The sequence below is a fragment of the Pseudomonas sp. CG7 genome, from assembly GCF_023701885.1.
In the GTDB taxonomy this organism is placed as follows: Bacteria; Pseudomonadota; Gammaproteobacteria; order Pseudomonadales; family Pseudomonadaceae; genus Aquipseudomonas; species Aquipseudomonas zanjanensis.
In genome coordinates this window covers 1-18,990 of sequence record NZ_JABAEE010000100.1, presented here as the reverse complement: position 1 = coordinate 18,990, position 18,990 = coordinate 1, and the positions used below count along the sequence as shown (strand labels likewise).

Sequence of the window (18,990 nt, the reverse complement as noted above, 5' to 3'; positions counted from 1 at the left end):
ACGGTCTGTACTGCGCGAACAGTCAGAATCGAGCCTTGTCCCTCCTCCTCCCTTCAAGTCCTACCATACAAGCGAGCTTGCTCGCGATAGCGATTTATCTGCCAGCCTATCGGCGCCTGATACACCGCTATCGCGAGCAAGCTCGCTCCCACAAGGGGACTTGTGGTGCTGCGATTACACCACCCCCTCTCGCCTAACCCGCGCCAGGAATGTTAGCGTGCTTGGTATTCCCTGCAGATGAGCCTTGCACGATGAAAAAAACCGTACTTGCCTTCAGCCGTATCACACCTCCCATGATCGAGCGCCTGCGCCAGGACTTCGAGGTGATCGTCCCCAACCCGTCGAACGGCGACATCAACGCGCAGTTCAACGAAGCCTTGCCCCACGTCCATGGGCTGATTGGTGTCGGTCGCAAGCTCGGCCGCGAGCAACTGCAGAGCGCCACGAACCTGCAGGTGGTCTCCAGCGTGTCGGTGGGCTACGACACCTACGACCTGGCCTACTTCAACGAGCGCGGGATCATGCTCACCAATACCCCCGACGTGCTCACCTAAAGCACCGCCGACCTGGCCTTCGCCCTGCTGATGAGCAGCGCCCGGCGCGTGGCCGAACTGGACGCCTGGACCAAGGCCGGGCAATGGCCAGCGACCGTCGGGCCGCAACTGTTCGGCAGCGACGTACATGGCAAGACCTTGGGCATCGTCGGCATGGGCAACATCGGCGCGGCTATTGCCCGGCGTGGCCGGTTGGGGTTCAACATGCCGATCCTGTACAGCGGCAACAGCCGCAAGACCGAGCTGGAAAACCAATTGGGCGCACAATTTCGCGAACTGGACCAGTTGCTGGCCGAAGCCGATTTCGTCTGCCTCGTGGTGCCATTGAGCGAGAAGACCCGCCATTTGATCGGCCAGCGTGAACTGGGGCTGATGAAGCCAAGCGCCATCCTGGTCAACATTTCCCGTGGCCCGGTGGTGGATGAGCCAGCGCTGGTCGAAGCCTTGCAGAACGGTCGCATCCGCGGTGCCGGGCTGGATGTCTACGAGAAAGAACCTCTGGCCGAATCGCCGCTGTTCCAGCTGAAAAACGCCGTGACCCTGCCCCATATCGGCTCCGCCACCCACGAGACCCGTGAGGCCATGGCCAACCTTGCTGTGGATAACTTGCGCAGTGCCTTGCTGGGCGAGCGACCGAAGAACCTGGTCAACCCACAAGTCTGGAAATAAAACACACTGTGGCGAGGGAGCTTGCTCCCGCTGGGCTGCGCAGCAGCCCCTTGCGGTTTATCTGATGCACCGTGGTGGCAGATACACCTTGGGGTCGCTTCGCAACCCAGCGGGAGCAAGCTCCCTCGCGACAGGAGCTATCGCCAGACGGCTCTCATCGGGCACCCAGCGCGACTTTCACGGCTACTGGCCGGGGCTTGCGAAACACCAACACGTTCCCCAGCATCACCAGCACCAACCCCACCAATGCCGGCGCCGTCCACTGGTAGCCCTCGACAAACGCCGAGACGTTCAACGCCACCACCGGGAACAGCACGGTGCAATACGCCGCCCGCTCCGGCCCCATGCGCCCCACTAGCGTCAAGTAGGCGGTAAAGCCGATGACCGAACCCGGGATCACCAGATACAGCAGCGAGCCGACATAACGTGCATTCCATTCCATATCGAACGGGATGCCTTGGAACAGACACCACACCGACAACATCGCCGCCCCGTAAGCCATGCCCCAGGCGTTGGTCGTCAACGGCTTGAGGCCGGCCTTCTGTTGCAGGCTCGAGAGCATGTTGCCCGCTGAAAAACACAACGTCCCCAGCAGCGCCAACGCCAAGCCGAGCACCGTTTGCGGGCTCGCGCTGTGACCGGCCAGCTCCGGCCAGAACAACAACGCCAGCCCGAACAGCCCCAAGGCGCCGCCCAGCAATACGTTACGGGCACTCCGTTGACCGAAGAAAACCCGGGCATTGAGGGCGTTCCAGAGCGTGGCGGTGGAAAACACCACGGCGACCAAACCACTGGGGATCCATTGGCTGGCGGTCAGGAAGCACATGAAATTGATGCAGAACAGGCACAGGCCCTGGGCAACGCAAATCAAGTGGCCCCGCCGGTTCATCACCTGCAAGCGCCGGCTGAGCAAGAGCATGGCAAACAGGATCAATGCCGCGAGGCCAAAGCGATAAACGATCGACACCGGGATGGCGACGACACCCAACTGCAGTTTCAGGGCGATCCAGGTGGTGCCCCAAATGAGCACGGTGAGCAGGTACAACGAGAGGTTCATGACGGTGACTCCTGGCAATGGCCCCCAGTGTCACGCCGATGCTTGGCCGTCGCTTGCGTAAACTTGCGGTTTTTATGAGCGATGGGCTGGCAGGGAACGGTCTACGGAGTAGGATGCAAACGTTGGAGAACCGATCATGTCCACACTGCAGACCCTACAAGTCTTCCAAGCCCTCAACAGCTCGCCCAACGCTCGCCTGGAGCACAGTGCCGAGCTCGGAGACGGCATGGCGGCCGCTTTGTGGACCAATCACCACGACGCCCGGGACTACGAGGCGCCGACGCACCATACGCTGTCGTGCTACATCGCGGGGGGCACCGGCACGTTCCGTCGTGAACGGCCCGATACCACAGGCGCACCGGACAAACTTTGCATCTTGCCGGCCGGGCATGAGTCCGCCTGGGTCATCAATGGCGACATCCGCCTCGCCCACCTGTACTTCAGCGCGGAACAATTTGCCCTTGGCTGCATCACCCTGTTGGACCGCGAGCCCCGGCAAGTGCAACTGCACGAGGAAACGTTCCTCGACGACCCGCAACAGGCCCAGCGCTTTCGCCAGTTGATCGCACTGAACTGGGACGAACCCGGCGAACGCCTGCTGACCACCAGCCTGGCCCATGACCTGCTCAACCACTTGCTGCTCAGCCAGGTCGGCCAGCGCCAGGGGCTTCGCCTCAAGGGCGGCTTGGCTGCTCACCAGCGACGGTTGCTGGTGGATTACGTCGACAGCCATCTGGCCGAGGCCATCAGCCTCGGGCAATTGGCGGCGCTGTGTGCGTTGTCCGAATATCACTTTGCGCGGATGTTCCGCGAAAGTTTCGGGCTGCCACCCCATCAATATGTACTGGCCCGGCGCCTGGCCCGCGCGCGGCATTTGTTGCGCAACACTTCCCAACCGCTGGGCGACGTGGCGCTGGCCTGCGGGTTTGCCAGCGCCAGTCATTTCACCCACCGCTTTCGCCAGGCCTTGGGCGCGACGCCCGGAGAGTATCGGCTGGCGTTTTTGCGCTAGCCCCGACTGTCGTCATCGCGAGCAAGCTCGCTCCCACAGGGGATCCAGGGCGCTCACAAAATCTTCATTCACCGCAAATCCCTTTGTGGGAGCGAGCTTGCTCGCGATGGCGTAAGGACATTCGATAACCCTGTAAGCTGACCCACCGCTTTCGCGAGCAAGCCCGCTCCCACAGGGATTTCAGGGCGCTCACAAATACTCATTCACCGTGCCCCCCCTTTTGTGGAGCAAGCTTGCCAACCCCATCGGATCGCTGAAAACGAAACGGGCCTGCGATTGCAGGCCCGTTTGTTCGGTGAGTATTTTTAAGTGATCGTGCTTAGCCGTTGAGTGCGGCCCGCTCGTTCTCCAGGAATTCTTCTTCCAGCATGGCATCAGCCAGGGCAATCGAGTCGGCCGGGCCTTTGGTGGCGGCGCGCTTGCCGCGCAGTTTGCCGAACAACTGCTCCAGTGCACTTTCAAGTTTGGTGGCTGCACCTTCAATCGCCAGTTCCAGCGAATCGGCCTTATGGGTCACGGAAATCGGCTGATGGCCCTTTGGCCGTGCTTCAAGCTGGCAACGCAGGTCATGAGGGCCGGGCTTGTCGCCGTTCTCATCGCGCAAATGGACCTCGACCCGTGTCAGGTCTTCTTCGTAACGTTCGAGCGTGCTTTCGATGGTAGTACGTACCCACTCCTCCAGTCGGATGCTGCTTTGAATATGGTTATCGCTGTTGACTTGGATTTGCATAGTTCATCCCTTATTTCAGCTAGCTCGCCGGGGGCCGTCGACATTAGCGCAACGGCCCCTTGAATACAGAGTCGGGCTGGCGGAAGAACAATTCAAGCCCTAAAAAAAGATAAATATTCATATGCAAATAAAGCCGGACAACGGGCAAAAGCGCTGTTAATGTCGGGAGTTGCCCCGCCCTGCCTACCCGCTGCAATTCACCTCCGCGCCTGCACCGTCAACGAACATCCGCACGTTATTGCCCCGAAACGGGCAGCCGCATTCCAGAGCGTTTGGCGTTTGGGCACCGGGATCATTGTCCGACGTTTTTTCCGGCATGCCCCTTGCTAACGCCCTGTAGGAGCTGCCGCAGGCTGCGATCCTTGATGTTGAAGCCTGCCTGGCCCAGGAACCTTCAGATGAACACGATCATGGAATGGCCGATGGTCCGGTGTTGCGAACTAATCCCGATCACGGCCGGTCAACAACTGCACGTTCAATCAGGCGGTGACGCATCATGGACAACCCTTTTCAAATCATTACCGACGCTTTTGCGCCGCATTATCAAATCAACCTGAGTATCCAGGGACTGGATGGCAGCATCATGCTGACCCTGTCCAAGAGCGGGCGCATCGTCGCCAAACGCATGATCAGCGCCCAGCAGCGCAACGACCCGGAGCGGCTCAAACGCCTGGTGCAAAGCATTCAGTTCGGCATCGCCATCGAGCAGGGCCACAGCGCCGTGGCCATCCTCGAAGCCATGACCGGCGGTGACCACATCAAGCTGCCACCGCCGCATGCACAGGGGCCGGCGCCCTCGGCCGCCGGGATCTAGATTTCGCCTTTCTCCACTTCGGCATGCTCGCTGGAACCCGCGCCAACCTTGCGGTGCGGGTGCTCGATCTTCACCGAGGGGAACTGCGACGAAGCGTAGCGCACCACCAGGATCGAAAACGCCAGCAGCAAGATGCCACCGCACAAGTAGATGATTCCCAGGTCGGGCGGGCTGTGGTGGGAAACGTTGGAAATCAGCAACCGCGTCAGCGCGGTGATCGCCACGTAGATCAGGAATCGCACCGGCATGTGGTTGGTCTTGAAGTAGATCCCGACCATCGCCCCCAATTCCAGGTAGATGAACAGCAGCAGGATGTCATCGATCTTGATGTGCCCCGCCTCGAGCATCTGCAAGAACTCCATCACCGCCGCCCACGCGGTCACCGCACCGATGGCGAATAGCGCCAGGTAGTGGAAGGTCTCGACGAAGAGGTTTCCCAGGGACTCGGCCAGTTGATGGACGTTCTGGCGCAGGTTCTCGGCCCAGTTGATTTTCACGATGTAGTTTCCTTAGGTCGGTTCGACCGGATGATGCGGGTTGGACGTGACGGTTGTTCTGCATGCAGAAAAAAGGCCAGCGAGTGAGGGTGAGATGGCGATAGGCTGGCACGGGGCACTTTGGAAGCTTCATGCGACCTGATCGCGAGCAAGCTTTGCGCCCACAAGGCTTGCTCCCACTCAAGCTTTGTCCACATCAGCTTTGCGCTCACATGCTGAATTAGGTCTACATTAAAAAGCCACTATCCAAAGCAAGAGGATTCGCTTATTCTTTTGCCTGTATATAAATACAGTAGTCGCAAAGACAAACCAATGTGAAGGCATGTGAGGTGGTGAATGGCCGTCGAAGTGGTATACCGCAGCAGCCGAGATCTGGAGCGCTTGTTCATGGATAAAGCCGAAGCTGACCGTCATGACAAAATGCTGGAACTCGCCGAATTGCTGGCCGAAGTGTTGCAAAAAGCCGTTCCATCGCTAAGCGAGCAACAGGTCGAGGAAGCCGGGATCTACATGGCGAAAAATCGCGATGTGTTCGCCAAGGCATTCAAGAGCCAGCCGGACGCCTTGTCCGAACTGCTCAACCCGTCGGACGAATAACCAAAAAGATCGCAGCCCTCGGCAGCGCCTACACCGCGTAGGCGCTGCCGAGGGCTGCGATCTTTTTTAATAATAACGACGCGGATCTGAATCGATCAGGCTGGCCAACTTGGTTAGTGCGAAGCGCAGTTCGTCCTGGCTGGTGGGCGACATCAGCACCAACCGCACGCACCGGGTGGTGCCTGAACGCTCCGCCTGGAACTGGGTACCACTGAGCACCAATACGCCGTTGGCCCGGGCGAGCATGGTGAACTCGTCGCTTGTCCAAGGCTCGGGCAGCGTCAACCAGACGTGATAGGAATACGGCTGGGTCTTGAGTTCGAAATTGGCGAAGATTTCCCGGGCGATCGCTTGTCGCCCCGCCGCCTCGTTGCGCTGGATGCGGATCAATTTCGTGTCCAGGCCTTCGGTAATCACATTGCTGGCCAGTTGCGCCGTCAACGGCGACGGCATCCACACACTGCTGCGCACCATCGAGGTCAGGCGCGACAGCAATTTCGGCGGACTGTAGATGTAACCAATGCGCAGCGCCGGCATGACCGATTTCGACAGGCTGGTCAGGTAAACCGAGCGATCCGGCGCAAAGGCCGACAGGGGTTTGATCGACGGATCGGTGGCCAGGAAGCCGTAGATGTCATCGTCCAGGATGATGAAGTCGAATTCCTCAGCCAGCGCGGCAATCTGGGCCCGACGCTTCTGCGACATGATCGCCGCCGTCGGGTTCTGGCAGGTCGCCACGCAGACCAGCATCGCCGGCTTCTCCCGCAGGCACAGCTCGCGCAAGGCCTCGGGAATGATGCCTTCGTCATCCATCGGCACGCCACGCAGGCGACGCTCAAGACCGTGGGCCAGGGAAATGATCCCCGGGTAGCACAGCGCCTCGCAGAGCACCAGGTCGCCAGCGTTGGTCAGGGCGCTCATCGCGACCATCAAGCCATGCTGGGCCCCGGCGGTAATCACCACTTGCTGCCATTGCGCGTCGGGCAATGAATGACGCAACCACTGCGCCCCCGCCTCGCGATGGGCCGGGTGGCCGCCGTCCGGCGCGTAGTCGAGCGCGCGCGCGAAATCAGTGCTTTTGGCCATGCCCACCAGCGCGCCGCGCAACCAGTACTCCAGCGTCTCGCTATAGGGCTTGATGATCGAAAGGTCGAGCAGTTCGGACTGCCCCAGGTTCAGCGGCGCGGACGCGCTGTTACTGGCCGGCAGCTCCAGCTGCTTCTGGTTGAGCACATAAGTGCCACGTCCCCCTTCCCCCTGCACCCGCCGACGTCGATGAGCTTCGCTGTACGCCCGGCTGATGGTGCCCGGCGTGACATTCAAGGTGGTGGCCAGCTCCCGCAACGTCGGCAGGCGATCACCCTCGTTCAGTACGCCGTTGTTGATATCGCGCGCCAACGCATCGGCAATCGACAGATACATCGGCTGGCTGAACTCGCTTAGCTGGGGAACCCACATGAATGATCACTGCCCATCGTAGAAATGATGAATATCCGAGCATATCACATGGAGGTTAGGCAACTAATAATTCGACGCATTCGATCCATTGAGTCGATTGATACGATTATTGAATTGTTTATAAGCATGGCTTAAAGAAATTTTACAACAAATAATATTCATATAAATCAATCAACTATCTGCAATAAATTGCAAAATCGCCCCGTGATAGCAGAAAAATATCTCGTAACAATCACGCCCCCTATTGAATCAACTCAATCCATTCAAATACACTGATTGCGAATCGAAGCAATCGACTCAATCCCCCACTGCGCGCTCCTGCCGCGCCAAGTCGAGACATCATGGACACATTCAGAAAGGATCTATCCCTGTCAGCGGTCATCGCGGGCTTCATCGCCGTGATCATTTCCTACGCCGGCCCGCTCATCATCGTGTTCCAGGCAGCCAAGGAAGCGCACCTGCCCAACGACGTGGTGTCTTCGTGGATCTGGGCCATTTCCATCGGCAGCGGGATTACCGGCCTCCTCTTGAGCTGGCGCCTGCGTGTCCCGGTCATCACCGCATGGTCCACACCGGGGGCGGCGCTGCTGGTGTCAATGCTGCCCACCGTGACCCTGCCCCAGGCCATCGGAGCCTATGTGGTGGCGTCGGTGATCATCGCCGTGGTGGGTTTGTCCGGGGCGTTCGCCAAATTGATGAGCCGCCTGCCCAAGGCCATTGCCGCCGCCATGCTCGCCGGCATCCTGTTTCGCTTCGGCGCCGAGCTGTTCACGTCGATCAAGCTTCAGCCGGCGATGGTGCTGGCGATGATCGCGGCGTACCTGGTCTTCAAGCGATTCTCGCCACGCTACGCCATCCTGTCGGTGCTGATCATCGGCTGCGCGGTGGCCGCCTCGTTCGGAGAACTCAACAGCAACTCGATCACCATCGCCGTGGCTCATCCGGTCTTCATCGCACCGGAATGGAGCTGGCACGCAATCATCAACATCGGCCTTCCATTGGCGCTGGTGACCTTGACCGGCCAGTACGTGCCCGGCATGGCCGTATTGCGCACCTCGGGCTACAACACACCGGCGCGCTCAATCATTTCGGTCACCGCGATTGGCTCGGCCCTGATGGCCCCGTTCGGGTCCCACGGTCTTAACCTGGCGGCCATTACCGCCGCGATCTGCACCGGTCGCGAAGCCCACGAGGATCGCGACAAACGCTACATCGCCGGGATTGCCTGCGGGGTGTTCTACATCCTGTTGGGCACTTTCGGGGCGACCCTGGCCTCGGTGTTTTCCGCACTGCCGAAAGAGTTGATCGCCTCCCTCGCCGGCCTCGCCCTGATTGGCGCGATCAGTGCCGGGCTGACCGGCGCCATGGCCGACGAGAAACAGCGGGAAGCCGCGCTGATCACCTTTCTGGTCACCGCTTCGGGCATGAGTTTCCTCGGCTTGGCCGCCGCGTTCTGGGGGCTGATCTTCGGTCTCGTGGCGCATTTCGTGCTGACCTACACCCGGGAAAGCAAAGCCACCGCTATCGCCGAGGGCAGCCGACCATGACTGCTCGTTACGACTTCATTGTGGTCGGTGGCGGCATCGCCGGCGTCTCCGTCGCTTATGAACTGGCGGCCCATGGCAGCGTCTGCCTGCTCGAACAGGAACAACAACTGGCCTACCACACCACGGGGCGTTCGGCCGCGATCTCGATGGAAAGCTACGGCAACCAGCAGATCCGTTCGCTGACCTGCGCGTCCCGGCGCTTCTTCGAGAACCCGCCCGAGGGTCTGGCCGAGCATCCACTCTGGGCGCCACGGGGCGCGTTGATCGTGGCCCAGGCGGCACGGGTGGACAAACTCAAAGCGCGTTTCAGCGCCGTATTGGGCCAAGTGCCTACGGCCGAGTTGCTCGACGACAAGCAAGTACAGGAACTGGTCCCCTACCTCGCCGAAGGCACCTGGAGCGCCGGGATCTACGAGCCCAGCGCCTTCGACCTGGATGTGCACGGCATTCACGGTGCCTACCTCAGCGGGTTGCGTGCCCGCGGTGGCGTGGTCAAGCGCGAGACCGAAGTGCTGCGTGGCGAATATCGCGACGGGCATTGGCGCTTGCACACCCGGGACGGCCAGCAGCTGCAAAGCGCCATTGTGGTCAACGCCGCCGGTGCCTGGGCCGATGAGTTCGCCGAGCGCTGCGGCGTGCCCAAGGTCGGTGTCCGGCCGTTGCGGCGCACCGTGCTAGCGGTCGATCCACAGTGCGACGTGCACCACACGCCCTACCTGGGCACGGTGGACGAGGACATTTTCATCAAGCCTGAAGCCGGGCGACTGATCGTCTCGCCCTGCGATGAAAGCCCATCGTTGCCCTGCGACGCGTTACCGGAAGAGCTCGACCTGGCCATCACCATGGATCGCCTGCAAAACACCACGCGCCTGCGCCCCCGCTCGATCATCAACAAATGGGCGGGCCTGCGCACCTTCGTCGCCGACCGCTCGCCGGTGCTCGGCCAAGACCCACAGCAAGAAAGTTTTATCTGGCTCGCCGCCCTCGGTGGCTACGGCATCCAGGCCGCGCCCGCCATTGCCCGCCTATGCAGTCATGCGGCGCTGGGCATCGCCCTACCGGTCGACCTGGCGGCGCTGCAACTCAACTACCAGCACTTTTCCCCAGCCCGTTGTCGCGACGAGGAATTTTCCAGCCTGGCCGTCAAGCAGGTTGCCGATTTGCACTAACCCATCCACTTAACAAGGAACGTCCCTATGCAAACCACCGCTCACATCCAGTCCGCCGCCAAACCTTTCCTGGGCGAAGAGAACGTCATTTTCACCGACAAGGCGCCGCTACCGCTGGGCACCTATTCCCAGGGCATCAAGGTCAGCCACGGGCAGACCATCTACCTGTCGGCGCAGACCCCGGTCTCGGCGCTGAACAACGAAGTGCTGGCCAAGGATTTCGAAGGCCAACTGCGCCAGACCCTCGACAACCTGGTGCAAATGGCCGAAGCGGCAGGCGGCACCCTGGCGAACGTGGTCAAGGTCACGGCGTTCATTACCGACCTGAGTGAGTTCCCGACCCTCAACCGCGTGATGGAAGAATATTTCACCAAGCCGTACCCGGCCCGCACCACCGCCGGCGCCAGTGCGCTGGCCCGCAATACCCTGGTCGCCATCGACGCCATCATGGTGATCTGAAACACCTTCTGCCAGCGGAGTGCCAACGTCGGTCCGGTGCGCCGGACCGACGTTGGCAAGGAAAGCACCAGCACAGCGTAGTTTCAGAGGGTGACCATGAAAAATTCGTACAGAGCGTATGTCTTGCAGTGCCTGGCTTGCGATCGAAGCTACCAGCCCCATGAGGTCAGCTACTACTGTCCTCATTGCCAAATCGATGGTGCCCTGGATGCGCTTTACGACTACCCCACACTCAAGCGCGAATGGTCCCGGGACAGCCTGGCCCATGACCACGCCCGTGGCATGTGGCGCTATGACCGCTTGATGCCGTTGAGCTCGACGCAGTTCATTCCCCCGTTACTGGTGGGCAATACGCCGCTGTACTCGCGCCCGGAATTGCTCGGCAAAGGTGCCCGGATCAAAGTCTACGTAAAAGACGAATCGCGGCAACCGACCGGGTCATTGAAGGATCGCGCCAGCGCGCTGGCGGTGGCCCACGCCATGCAATCCGGTGCGCGCACCGTGGCGGTGGCCAGCACCGGCAATGCGGCTTCGGCATTGGCGGGGATGAGCGCCAGCCTGGGCTTGCACAACGTCATTTACCTGCCCAAGAGCGCGCCCCGGGAAAAGCTCGCGCAGATGCAGGGCTACGGCGCCGAGATCGTGCTGGTCGACGGGCAATACGACGAAGCCTTCGAACAATGCCTCGACGCCTGCGAAAAACACGGCTGGTACAACCGCACCACCGGGATCAACTCGTACATGAGCGAAGGCAAGAAGACCGTCGCCTTCGAGATGTGCGAACAGCTCAACTGGCAGGTGCCGGACCTGGTGTTCGTGCCCGTCGGCAACGGCTGCATCCTGGGCTCGGTCTACAAAGGCTTTTTCGACCTGCTGCAACTGGGCTGGATCGAACGCATTCCGCGCCTGATCGGCGTTCAGGCCGAGCACAGCAACTTCATGTACCGCGCCTGGCGCTACGACCGCTCGATGCGACAAACCGAACGCCTGCCGCCCACCAGCCTGGCCAGCAGCATTAACGTGGCATTGCCACGTGATCGCCTCAAGGCCATGCGTGCGGTGACCGCCAGCGACGGCGAGTTCATCTGCGTCAGCGACCCAAGCATTGTCGCCGCCGCCTCTCGATTGGCCGCCAGCACCGGCGTGTTTCCGGAAGCCGGCGCCGCCAGTGCCTTCGCCGGCCTGCTCAAATACGCAGAAACACACCCCGTCACCCCGCAAACCGCCGTGATCCTGATCACCGGCAGCGGTTTGAAAGACACCTCCATTTTTCTGTCCGACTCGTCCAAAAGCCAGCCGCGGGTGTTGCCGCATCCCATGACTGCGCCGCTGGCCGAAGCGTTTATCTAAGGAATCACACCATGAGTCTGCAAAATTTCGATCCCGCCGTTGCCCGCCTGATCGACCGCGAGCGCAACCGCCAGGAAACCCACCTGGAACTGATCGCTTCGGAAAACTACGTCAGCGAAGAAGTGCTCCAGGCCCAGGGTTCCGTGCTCACCAATAAGTACGCCGAAGGCTATCCGGGCAAGCGTTACTACGGCGGCTGCAAGGTCGTCGATGAAATCGAGAACCTGGCCATCGAGCGTGCGCGCAAATTGTTCAACTGCGAATACGTCAACGTGCAGCCGCATTCCGGCTCCCAGGCCAACCAGGCGGTTTTCCTGGCGGTGCTGGAACCCGGCGACACGATCCTGGGCATGTCACTGGCCCACGGCGGCCACCTGACCCACGGCGCCTCGGTGAATTTTTCCGGCAAAATCTACCGGGCCTTTCCCTATGGCCTGGACGCGGAAACCGAAACCCTCGACTACGAAGAGATGGAAGCCCTGGCCCGGGAACACCGGCCAAAGATGATCATTGCTGGAGCCTCGGCCTATTCGCGGACCATTGACTTCCAGCGCTTTCGCAAGGTCTGCGATGAAATCGGCGCCTACCTGATGGTGGACATGGCGCACTACGCCGGGTTGATCGCCGCCGGCGTGTACCCCTCGCCGGTGGGCATCGCCGACTTCATCACTTCCACTACCCACAAGACTTTGCGCGGCCCCCGCGGCGGCCTGATCCTGGCCAAGGCGCAATACGCCGCCCTGCTCGACAAGACGATTTTCCCGGTGTATCAGGGCGGCCCGCTGATGCACGTCATCGCCGCCAAGGCCGTGGCTTTCAACGAAGCCTTGGGCGACGGGTTCAAGCATTACCAGCAGCGGGTGGTCGATAACGCCCGGGTCATGGCCGACGTCCTGACCCGGCGTGGCTTGCGGGTGGTGTCCGGCGGTACCGACTGCCACATGTTCCTGCTTGACCTGCGCTCGATGAACATCACCGGCAAAGATGCCGAGGCACTGCTGGAAAGCGCCCATATCACCCTGAACAAAAACGCGATCCCCAATGACCCGCAGAAACCGGCGATCACCAGCGGCATTCGCATCGGCACCCCAGCCCTGACCACACGCGGTTTTGGTGAAGCGGAATGTGCCGAAGTGGCGAACCTGATCGCCGACCTGCTGGAACAGCCGAACAACGCCGCACGCCTGGATAACACCCGGCGCCGAGTGATGCATTTATGTGAATGCTTTCCGGTGTACCTGCTGAGGTGATGGCTGGATAAGGGCAGCACAAAGCGCATAGAGAGGCGAACACACACCGTGGCGAGGGAGTGTTCGCCTGAAATGATCAGTCTGTGAGCGCTAGAAAAACCTGTGGGAGCGAGCTTGCTCGCGATGGCGGCCGTACATTCAACACCTTCATTGACTGGCGCACCGCTATCGCGAGCAAGCTCGCTCCCACACTTGGATTTGCAGTAAAGCTCGCCACGGTTTGATTTTCAGCGGTACAACAGGCGCTCCGCCAGTTCATCGGCCACCCGGGCCGGTGAGCGCTTTTCCGCCTGGGCATGGGCGAAGACTTCCGTGAGCCTTGCCCCGATCTTCGACAGGTGCGCGGTGATCGTCGGCAGCTCTTCACCACGATGCTTGAGGGCGACGTAGATCAGCCCGCCCGAGTTGATCACATAGTCCGGCGCATAGAGAATCCCGCGTCTTTCCAACTGATCGGCCACCTGCAGGTTGCTCAACTGATTGTGGGCCGAGCCGGCAACGGCCGAGCAGCGCAGTTGCGCCACGCTTTGGCTGTTGAGTACCCCGCCCAGGCCGCAAGGGGCGAGGATGTCGCAGGGGGTGCTGAGCAGCGCGTCGTTGGCGATCGGATGGGCGCCCAGTTGCTCCATGGCCAGTTGCACCTTGCCAGGGTCGATATCGCTGACCAGCAATTCGGCCCCCGCCGCATGCAGCTGTTCGGCCAGGGCATAACCGACATTGCCCAGGCCCTGGATCGCCACCCGCAGGCTTTCGAGGTTATCGCTGCCCAGGCGAGCCATGGCGGTGGCACGGATGCCGGCAAAGACACCCATTGCCGCGTGGGGCGCGGGGTCTCCCGCGGCGGTGGTGCTAGTGACATGGCGGGTCTGCTGGGCGATGCAATCCATGTCGGCCACCGACGTGCCGCTGTCGATGGCCGTGATGTAGCGCCCGTCCAATTGCTCGATGCAACGACCAAAGGCTTCGAACAAGGCCGCCCGACTCTCCACATGGGCCGGTCGCATGATCACCGCCACCCCGCCGCCCACGGGCAAACCAGCCAGCGCTGCCTTGTAGCTCATGCCTTGGGCCAGGCGCACGGCGTCCGCCACGGCACTTTCGTCGTCGGGGTAGGCAAGATAACGACAGCCTCCCAGGGCAGGCCCGGGACGGCTGCAATGAATGGCAATCACCGCCTTCAACCCGGTTGTCGGGTCTACGCTTAGGTGCAGCGATTCAAGGCGGGAGCTTTGCATGAGAGCAAACATCGTAAGGCTCCCGAATCACTTTTGTTTGTTTCGCCAGTATAGGCGTGCAGTCGAAAATTGCTGGAGCACGCCGGAATAAGTCGCCTGGGTGGTCAGTCTTTTTCGGCATAACCTGTCACAGCATCTGTTGGAGACTGGACGAAAATCCATGGCAGGGCTAAAACGGGAGCATAGCCCGGAGAGTTCGATGAAACCGCGCCAAGCCTTTTTTGATTGCCTGCACCGCTCGCCGCCGGCGTTGTTCGAAGCGGCGTTGTGGATCGCTGCCGAACATGCTCGCGACGTCATCGTTCCGACCTTGCTGAAGGAATTCAAGGAACTGCAACAGCGGGTCAGCCATGACCTGCCGATGCTGCCTGTCAGCGAGCTGGGCCAGCCTCTGCTACGACGGCTCAACGACCTGGGTTTCGCCCAGGACGACTTCACACCCCTGCGGCCGCGAGCGGCGCTGTTGGATAAAGTCCTGGCGCGCAAACGCGGGCAGCCCCTGGCCCTCGGGCTGATTGCCCTGGAGTTGGCTCGCGGCCTGGAAATTCCGATGGTCGGTGTCAATTTCCCCGGGCATTTCCTGTTGAAGGTACCTGGGGCCGACCACCTGCTCGACCCATGCGGTGGCCGCCGGTTGTACCCCAATGACTGCCGGGAACTGCTCCAGCGCCAATACGGCGCGAACATGTCGCTCAAGGCCGAGCACTTGGTCAACGCCGAGCCGATGCAGATGCTGCAGCGCCTGTCGCGCACCCTGCGCCAACTGCATCTGGCGAACGACGACTACATCGCGGCCCTGATCGACGCCGAACGGGTGCTGGAACTGGGTAACGCCAGCGCCGCCGACTACCTGGCCCGCGCCAGCCTGTACCAGCGGCTCGATTGCCCCAACGCCGAACGCTTCGACTTGGAGCATGCGCTGATGCTCAGTGACGATCCGATCCAGCGAATCCGGCTGACGGAGCGGCTGGGGCATTTGCCGCCGAATTCGGTGGTGCATTGAGTTGTCGTGAGGCTGCACATTTTTGTGGCAGTTGAATCGTCATCGCGAGCAAGCTCGCTCCCACAATTGATCAACTGTGGGAGCGAGCTTGCTCGCGATAGCGGCAGACCAGCCAACATCAATATCAAGTGGGTGTATCCGGCTGATTCGCCGGGTGCGCCTGCTGGAACGCCGGATGCCCTGCCGCCAACGCCGCCACGCGCCGGATCCGCGGATATTCCTGCAAGGAAACATTGAACCGCTCGGCGGCGTACAACTGCGGGATCAGGAACACATCCGCCAATCCCGGCAGCGCGCCGAAGCAATAGCCGTCGTCGCCAACCAGTTGCTCCACCGCCGCCAATCCTTGGCTGATCCAATGTCCGATCCACTCCGCCACCTGCGTTTCATCGTGGCCCCACTGCCGCAGCCGGTTGAGCACGCTGACGTTGTGCAGGGGATGAATGTCGCAACCGATCAGCGCGGCGACGCCACGCTCGTGGGCGCGTACCGCCAGGTCGGCGCTGAGCAGCGGCACCTGGGGATAACGCTCCTCCAGGTATTCGATGATGGCGGGTGATTGCACCAGCAACGCGCCCTCATCGGTACGTAGCGCCGGCACCCGCCCCTGGGGGTTGATCGCCAGGTAGGCCGGCTGGCAATGCTCGCCCCCCGGCGCAGCGATCAGGTTGACGGGCAAGGCCTGGTAATCCAGGCCCTTGAGGGCCAACGCAATGCGCACCCTGTAGGACGAGGTGGAGCGGTAGTAGGTATAGAGTTCCATGGCTGCCCTCAACGCGCCGGCAGGATCTTGCCCCGGCATTCGCCGAAACCGATGGAAGCGAAACCTTCGCGGCGGCAACGGGCGCGCAAGATGATTTCGTCACCGTCCTCGAGGAATCGGCGCACTTCGCCAGATGCCAGTTCGATTGGTTTTTTCCCGCCTTCGGTGATTTCCAGCAGGCTGCCGAATTGATGGCTTTCAGGCCCAGACAAGGTGCCCGAGCCAAACAGGTCGCCGGCCTGCAACTGGCAGCCGTTGACGCTGTGATGCGCGATCATCTGCGCCACGGTCCAGTACATGTATCGGGTGTTGCTCAACGTCAGGCGCTGAGCCGGCAGGTTCTGCTCGACCATTGCCTCGGTCAGCAATAGAACTTCCAGTTCGATGTCGAGGGCACCGCCGGCCTGGTCACGGGTGTCCAGCAGATAGGGCAGCGGTTGCGGATCGCCTTCCGGGCGCGCCGGCTGTGGGCGGCGGAACGGCTCCAAGGCTTCAGCCGTCACCACCCACGGCGAAATGCTGGTCAGGAAACTCTTCGACAGGAACGGCCCCAGGGGCTGGTATTCCCACGCCTGGATGTCCCGGGCCGACCAGTCGTTGAGCAGGCAGAATCCGCCAATGTGCTCGGCGGCATCGCCAATGGGGATCGGTTCGCCCAGGGCATTGCCCTTGCCGATCCAGATGCCCAGCTCCAGCTCATAGTCCAGCCGCGCGCACGGGCCTAAGGTCGGTTCGGCCTGGCCAGCCGGCAGGGTCTGGCCCTTGGGGCGGCGCACGTCGGTGCCGGACGGGCGAATGGTCGAGGCGCGACCGTGGTAGCCGATAGGCACGTATTTGTAGTTGGGCAATAGCGGGTTATCGGGGCGGAACAGTTTGCCGACATTCTGGGCGTGTTCGATACCGACGTAGAAGTCGGTGTAGTCGATGATCCTGGCGGGCAGGTGCATCTGGCAGTCGGCGGCGACGAGCAGCAGCTTCGCCGCTTCAACCTTGCCACGCAACGGACTGTCTTCGCGCAACAGTTCCAGCAGCCGTTCACGCAGGGCCACCCGGGCGCTGCGGCCCAGGTCGAAAAATCCATTCAATTGGCCGTCGGCCATGGCCTCTACGGCTTGTCGGGCCGCACCGTCAAACAGGCCCGCGTGCAGCGCCGCCTGCAGATCGAAAATCCGCTCGCCAATCGCCACGCCGCTGCGCAGGGCACCGCCATCGACGCTGAAGACACCCAATGGCAGGTTCTGCAACGGGAAGTCGGCGTGGCCGTTGGCGCTGGCGACCCAGCTACGGGCAGGGGAAAGTTGAGTCATGGTTATCTCCGGGTCGGGGCGAACGTGACAGGCAGCGAAGCCCAACAAGCATCGTAGTCGGTTTGCAGTTGCGGGCAGTCCAGGGCGAAGCGACTTGGGCGCAGCACTTGGCTGGTCTCGAACATGAACGCCATGGTGTTGTCGATTTTCGCTGGCTGAAGATCAGCGTTGATCGCCTTGGTACAGGTTTCGCCGTCCGGGCCATGGGCGCTCATGCAACTGTGCAGGGACGCACCGCCCGGCAGGAAACCTTCGGCCTTGGCGTCGTAGGCACCCTGGATCAGGCCCATGAATTCGTTCATCAGGTTGCGGTGGAACCACGGTGGACGGAAGGTGTTTTCCGCCACCATCCAGCGTGGCGGGAAGATCACGAAATCGAGGTTGGCCAGGCCGTGGACACTCGTGGGCGAGGTCAGCACGGTGAAAATCGACGGGTCAGGGTGATCGAAGCTGACCGTACCAATGGTGTTGAATCGGCGCAGGTCATATTTGTACGGCACATTGTTGCCGTGCCAGGCCACCACATCGAGGGGCGAGTGATCCAGCTCGCACACCCACAACTCACCGAGGAATTTCTGCACCAAGGTGGTCGGTTGCGCGAGGTTCTCGTAATGGGCGACCGGCGTCAGGAAGTCCCGCGGGTTCGCCAGGCCGTTGCTGCCGATGGGCCCGAGGTCCGGCAGACGCAACGGCGCACCATGGTTTTCGGCGAGGTAGCCACGGGCCTGGGGGTCGAGCAGTTCAACGCGAAACTTCAGGCCCCGGGGCAGCACGGCGATTTCCAGCGGTGCCAGTTCCAGCACGCCCAGCTCCGTAGCGATCCGCAGCCGCCCCAGTTGCGGCACGATCAGCCACTCACCGTCGGCATTAAAAAACACCCGCTCCATGGAGCGGTTGGCCCGGTAGTGATAAAGGCTGACGCCCGCCGGTTTATCCGCGCCGGCATTGGCCGCCATGCGCACCAGCCCGTCGATGAAGTCGGTGGGCTCGGCCGGAATGTCCAGCGGGTTCCAGCGCAGGCGGTTGGGGGTGACTTCGCCCAATGGGCCTCCCGCCAACTGCCGTTCGAGCTTGGTGAAGGCCGGATGGTTGGCCGACGGTCGGATGCGATACATCCAAGTGCGCCGCGCTTCGCTGCGGGCCATGGTGAACGCCGTGCCAGAAAACAACTCGGCATAGAGACCGTACGGGGCTTTCTGCGGGGAGTTCTGGCCGACGGGCAAGGCGCCGGGCAAGGCTTCGCTGGCAAATTCGTTGCCCAAGCCTGATTGATAAACCAGGTCCGACGCGGTGGAATCGAGGTTCATGGAGCCTCCTGGGGATGCGGCCGTCACTCAACGGAGGAGTTGAGGCGCACCGGGTTATTTTTATCGTAATTCAATTACGCATAACGTAATTTGCTCGACGGCGACCGTCAAGCTATAAAGACGCCCATTCGCCCCAATGCCGATCAGTTAAGCGAAATAAAGCCCGGCAGTAACCCTGTGGCGAGGGAGCTTGCTCCCGCTGGGGCGCGAAG

17 protein-coding genes and 1 pseudogene are annotated in these 18,990 nt (G+C 61.5%); 10 read left to right on the top strand and 8 right to left on the bottom strand.

Annotation, left to right across the window (positions count from 1 at the left end; genetic code table 11):
• The first annotated feature begins 251 nt into the window (after nucleotides 1-251).
• Nucleotides 252-1,223 (top strand): annotated as a pseudogene (locus HGO40_RS27300) (2-hydroxyacid dehydrogenase).
• Between the two features lie 154 nt (nucleotides 1,224-1,377).
• Here the strand turns inward: HGO40_RS27300 and HGO40_RS27295 are convergent.
• Nucleotides 1,378-2,280 (bottom strand): DMT family transporter, encoded by a 903-nt coding sequence (locus tag HGO40_RS27295; protein ID WP_250965568.1) that lies wholly within the window; start codon nucleotides 2,278-2,280, stop codon nucleotides 1,378-1,380.
• A gap of 136 nt (nucleotides 2,281-2,416) precedes the next feature.
• Here HGO40_RS27295 and HGO40_RS27290 point away from each other — a divergent pair, with 136 nt between their 5' ends.
• Entirely contained in the window at nucleotides 2,417-3,292 is an 876-nt protein-coding gene (locus tag HGO40_RS27290; protein WP_250965567.1) for a helix-turn-helix domain-containing protein, read from the top strand.
• A 319-nt stretch (nucleotides 3,293-3,611) separates the two neighbouring features.
• Here HGO40_RS27290 and HGO40_RS27285 read toward each other — a convergent pair whose 3' ends face one another.
• Nucleotides 3,612-4,022 carry an HPF/RaiA family ribosome-associated protein gene (locus HGO40_RS27285; RefSeq protein WP_250965566.1) on the bottom strand — a complete coding sequence of 137 codons (411 nt, stop codon included), beginning with the start codon at nucleotides 4,020-4,022 and terminating at the stop codon, nucleotides 3,612-3,614.
• 496 nt (nucleotides 4,023-4,518) lie between these two features.
• Between HGO40_RS27285 and HGO40_RS27280 the strand changes: the two genes are divergently transcribed.
• Nucleotides 4,519-4,836, top strand: a complete 318-nt coding sequence (locus tag HGO40_RS27280) for a DUF3509 domain-containing protein (protein ID WP_250965565.1) — start codon at nucleotides 4,519-4,521, stop codon at nucleotides 4,834-4,836.
• Here HGO40_RS27280 and HGO40_RS27275 read toward each other — a convergent pair.
• The gene (locus HGO40_RS27275) at nucleotides 4,833-5,333 is read right to left on the bottom strand and encodes a phosphate-starvation-inducible protein PsiE (RefSeq protein WP_053125067.1); all 501 of its coding nucleotides are present in this window, start codon (nucleotides 5,331-5,333) and stop codon (nucleotides 4,833-4,835) included. The two genes, HGO40_RS27280 and HGO40_RS27275, sit on opposite strands and share 4 nt — an antisense overlap.
• Nucleotides 5,334-5,669: 336 nt before the next feature.
• On the opposite strand from HGO40_RS27275, the gene HGO40_RS27270 reads away from it, so the two are divergent.
• A complete protein-coding gene (locus tag HGO40_RS27270) occupies nucleotides 5,670-5,930 on the top strand; it encodes a YebG family protein (RefSeq protein ID WP_003205410.1) in 261 nt (86 codons plus the stop codon).
• 66 nt (nucleotides 5,931-5,996) lie between these two features.
• Here HGO40_RS27270 and HGO40_RS27265 read toward each other — a convergent pair whose 3' ends face one another.
• Nucleotides 5,997-7,388, bottom strand: coding sequence for an aminotransferase-like domain-containing protein (locus tag HGO40_RS27265; protein ID WP_250965564.1), 1,392 nt, complete (start codon nucleotides 7,386-7,388; stop codon nucleotides 5,997-5,999).
• Between the two features lie 341 nt (nucleotides 7,389-7,729).
• Here HGO40_RS27265 and HGO40_RS27260 point away from each other — a divergent pair, with 341 nt between their 5' ends.
• The 5 genes from HGO40_RS27260 to glyA all read left to right on the top strand — a co-directional run bounded on the left by HGO40_RS27260 (nucleotide 7,730) and on the right by glyA (nucleotide 13,163).
• Nucleotides 7,730-8,935 carry a benzoate/H(+) symporter BenE family transporter gene (locus HGO40_RS27260; RefSeq protein WP_250965563.1) on the top strand — a complete coding sequence of 402 codons (1,206 nt, stop codon included), beginning with the start codon at nucleotides 7,730-7,732 and terminating at the stop codon, nucleotides 8,933-8,935.
• Complete coding sequence (locus HGO40_RS27255; RefSeq protein WP_250965562.1) at nucleotides 8,932-10,104, top strand: NAD(P)/FAD-dependent oxidoreductase; 1,173 nt, start codon at nucleotides 8,932-8,934, stop codon at nucleotides 10,102-10,104. Before HGO40_RS27260 ends, HGO40_RS27255 begins: the two co-directional genes overlap by 4 nt.
• A 27-nt stretch (nucleotides 10,105-10,131) precedes the next feature.
• Nucleotides 10,132-10,563 carry a Rid family detoxifying hydrolase gene (locus HGO40_RS27250; protein ID WP_250965561.1) on the top strand — a complete coding sequence of 144 codons (432 nt, stop codon included), beginning with the start codon at nucleotides 10,132-10,134 and terminating at the stop codon, nucleotides 10,561-10,563.
• A 96-nt stretch (nucleotides 10,564-10,659) separates the two neighbouring features.
• A complete protein-coding gene (gene thrC / locus HGO40_RS27245; protein WP_250965560.1) occupies nucleotides 10,660-11,913 on the top strand; it encodes a threonine synthase in 1,254 nt (417 codons plus the stop codon).
• Between the two features lie 11 nt (nucleotides 11,914-11,924).
• Nucleotides 11,925-13,163, top strand: coding sequence for a serine hydroxymethyltransferase (gene glyA, locus HGO40_RS27240; protein WP_250965559.1), 1,239 nt, complete (start codon nucleotides 11,925-11,927; stop codon nucleotides 13,161-13,163).
• A 227-nt stretch (nucleotides 13,164-13,390) separates the two neighbouring features.
• On the opposite strand, the gene HGO40_RS27235 is transcribed toward glyA, so the two are convergent.
• The gene (locus HGO40_RS27235) at nucleotides 13,391-14,410 is read right to left on the bottom strand and encodes a Glu/Leu/Phe/Val dehydrogenase family protein (RefSeq protein ID WP_186705070.1); all 1,020 of its coding nucleotides are present in this window, start codon (nucleotides 14,408-14,410) and stop codon (nucleotides 13,391-13,393) included.
• 187 nt (nucleotides 14,411-14,597) lie between these two features.
• Between HGO40_RS27235 and HGO40_RS27230 the strand changes: the two genes are divergently transcribed.
• Complete coding sequence (locus HGO40_RS27230; RefSeq protein ID WP_250965558.1) at nucleotides 14,598-15,401, top strand: SirB1 family protein; 804 nt, start codon at nucleotides 14,598-14,600, stop codon at nucleotides 15,399-15,401.
• Between the two features lie 124 nt (nucleotides 15,402-15,525).
• Here the strand turns inward: HGO40_RS27230 and maiA are convergent, their stop codons facing one another.
• Genes maiA through hmgA form a run of 3 tightly spaced genes read right to left on the bottom strand, consistent with a single transcriptional unit; the run spans nucleotide 15,526 to nucleotide 18,778 of the window.
• Nucleotides 15,526-16,164 (bottom strand): maleylacetoacetate isomerase, encoded by a 639-nt coding sequence (gene maiA / locus HGO40_RS27225; RefSeq protein WP_250965557.1) that lies wholly within the window; start codon nucleotides 16,162-16,164, stop codon nucleotides 15,526-15,528.
• 8 nt (nucleotides 16,165-16,172) lie between these two features.
• Nucleotides 16,173-17,471, bottom strand: a complete 1,299-nt coding sequence (fahA, locus tag HGO40_RS27220; RefSeq protein ID WP_250965556.1) for a fumarylacetoacetase — start codon at nucleotides 17,469-17,471, stop codon at nucleotides 16,173-16,175.
• Nucleotides 17,472-17,473: 2 nt separating this feature from the next.
• Entirely contained in the window at nucleotides 17,474-18,778 is a 1,305-nt protein-coding gene (gene hmgA, locus HGO40_RS27215; RefSeq protein WP_250965555.1) for a homogentisate 1,2-dioxygenase, read from the bottom strand.
• Between the last annotated feature and the right edge of the window lie 212 nt (nucleotides 18,779-18,990).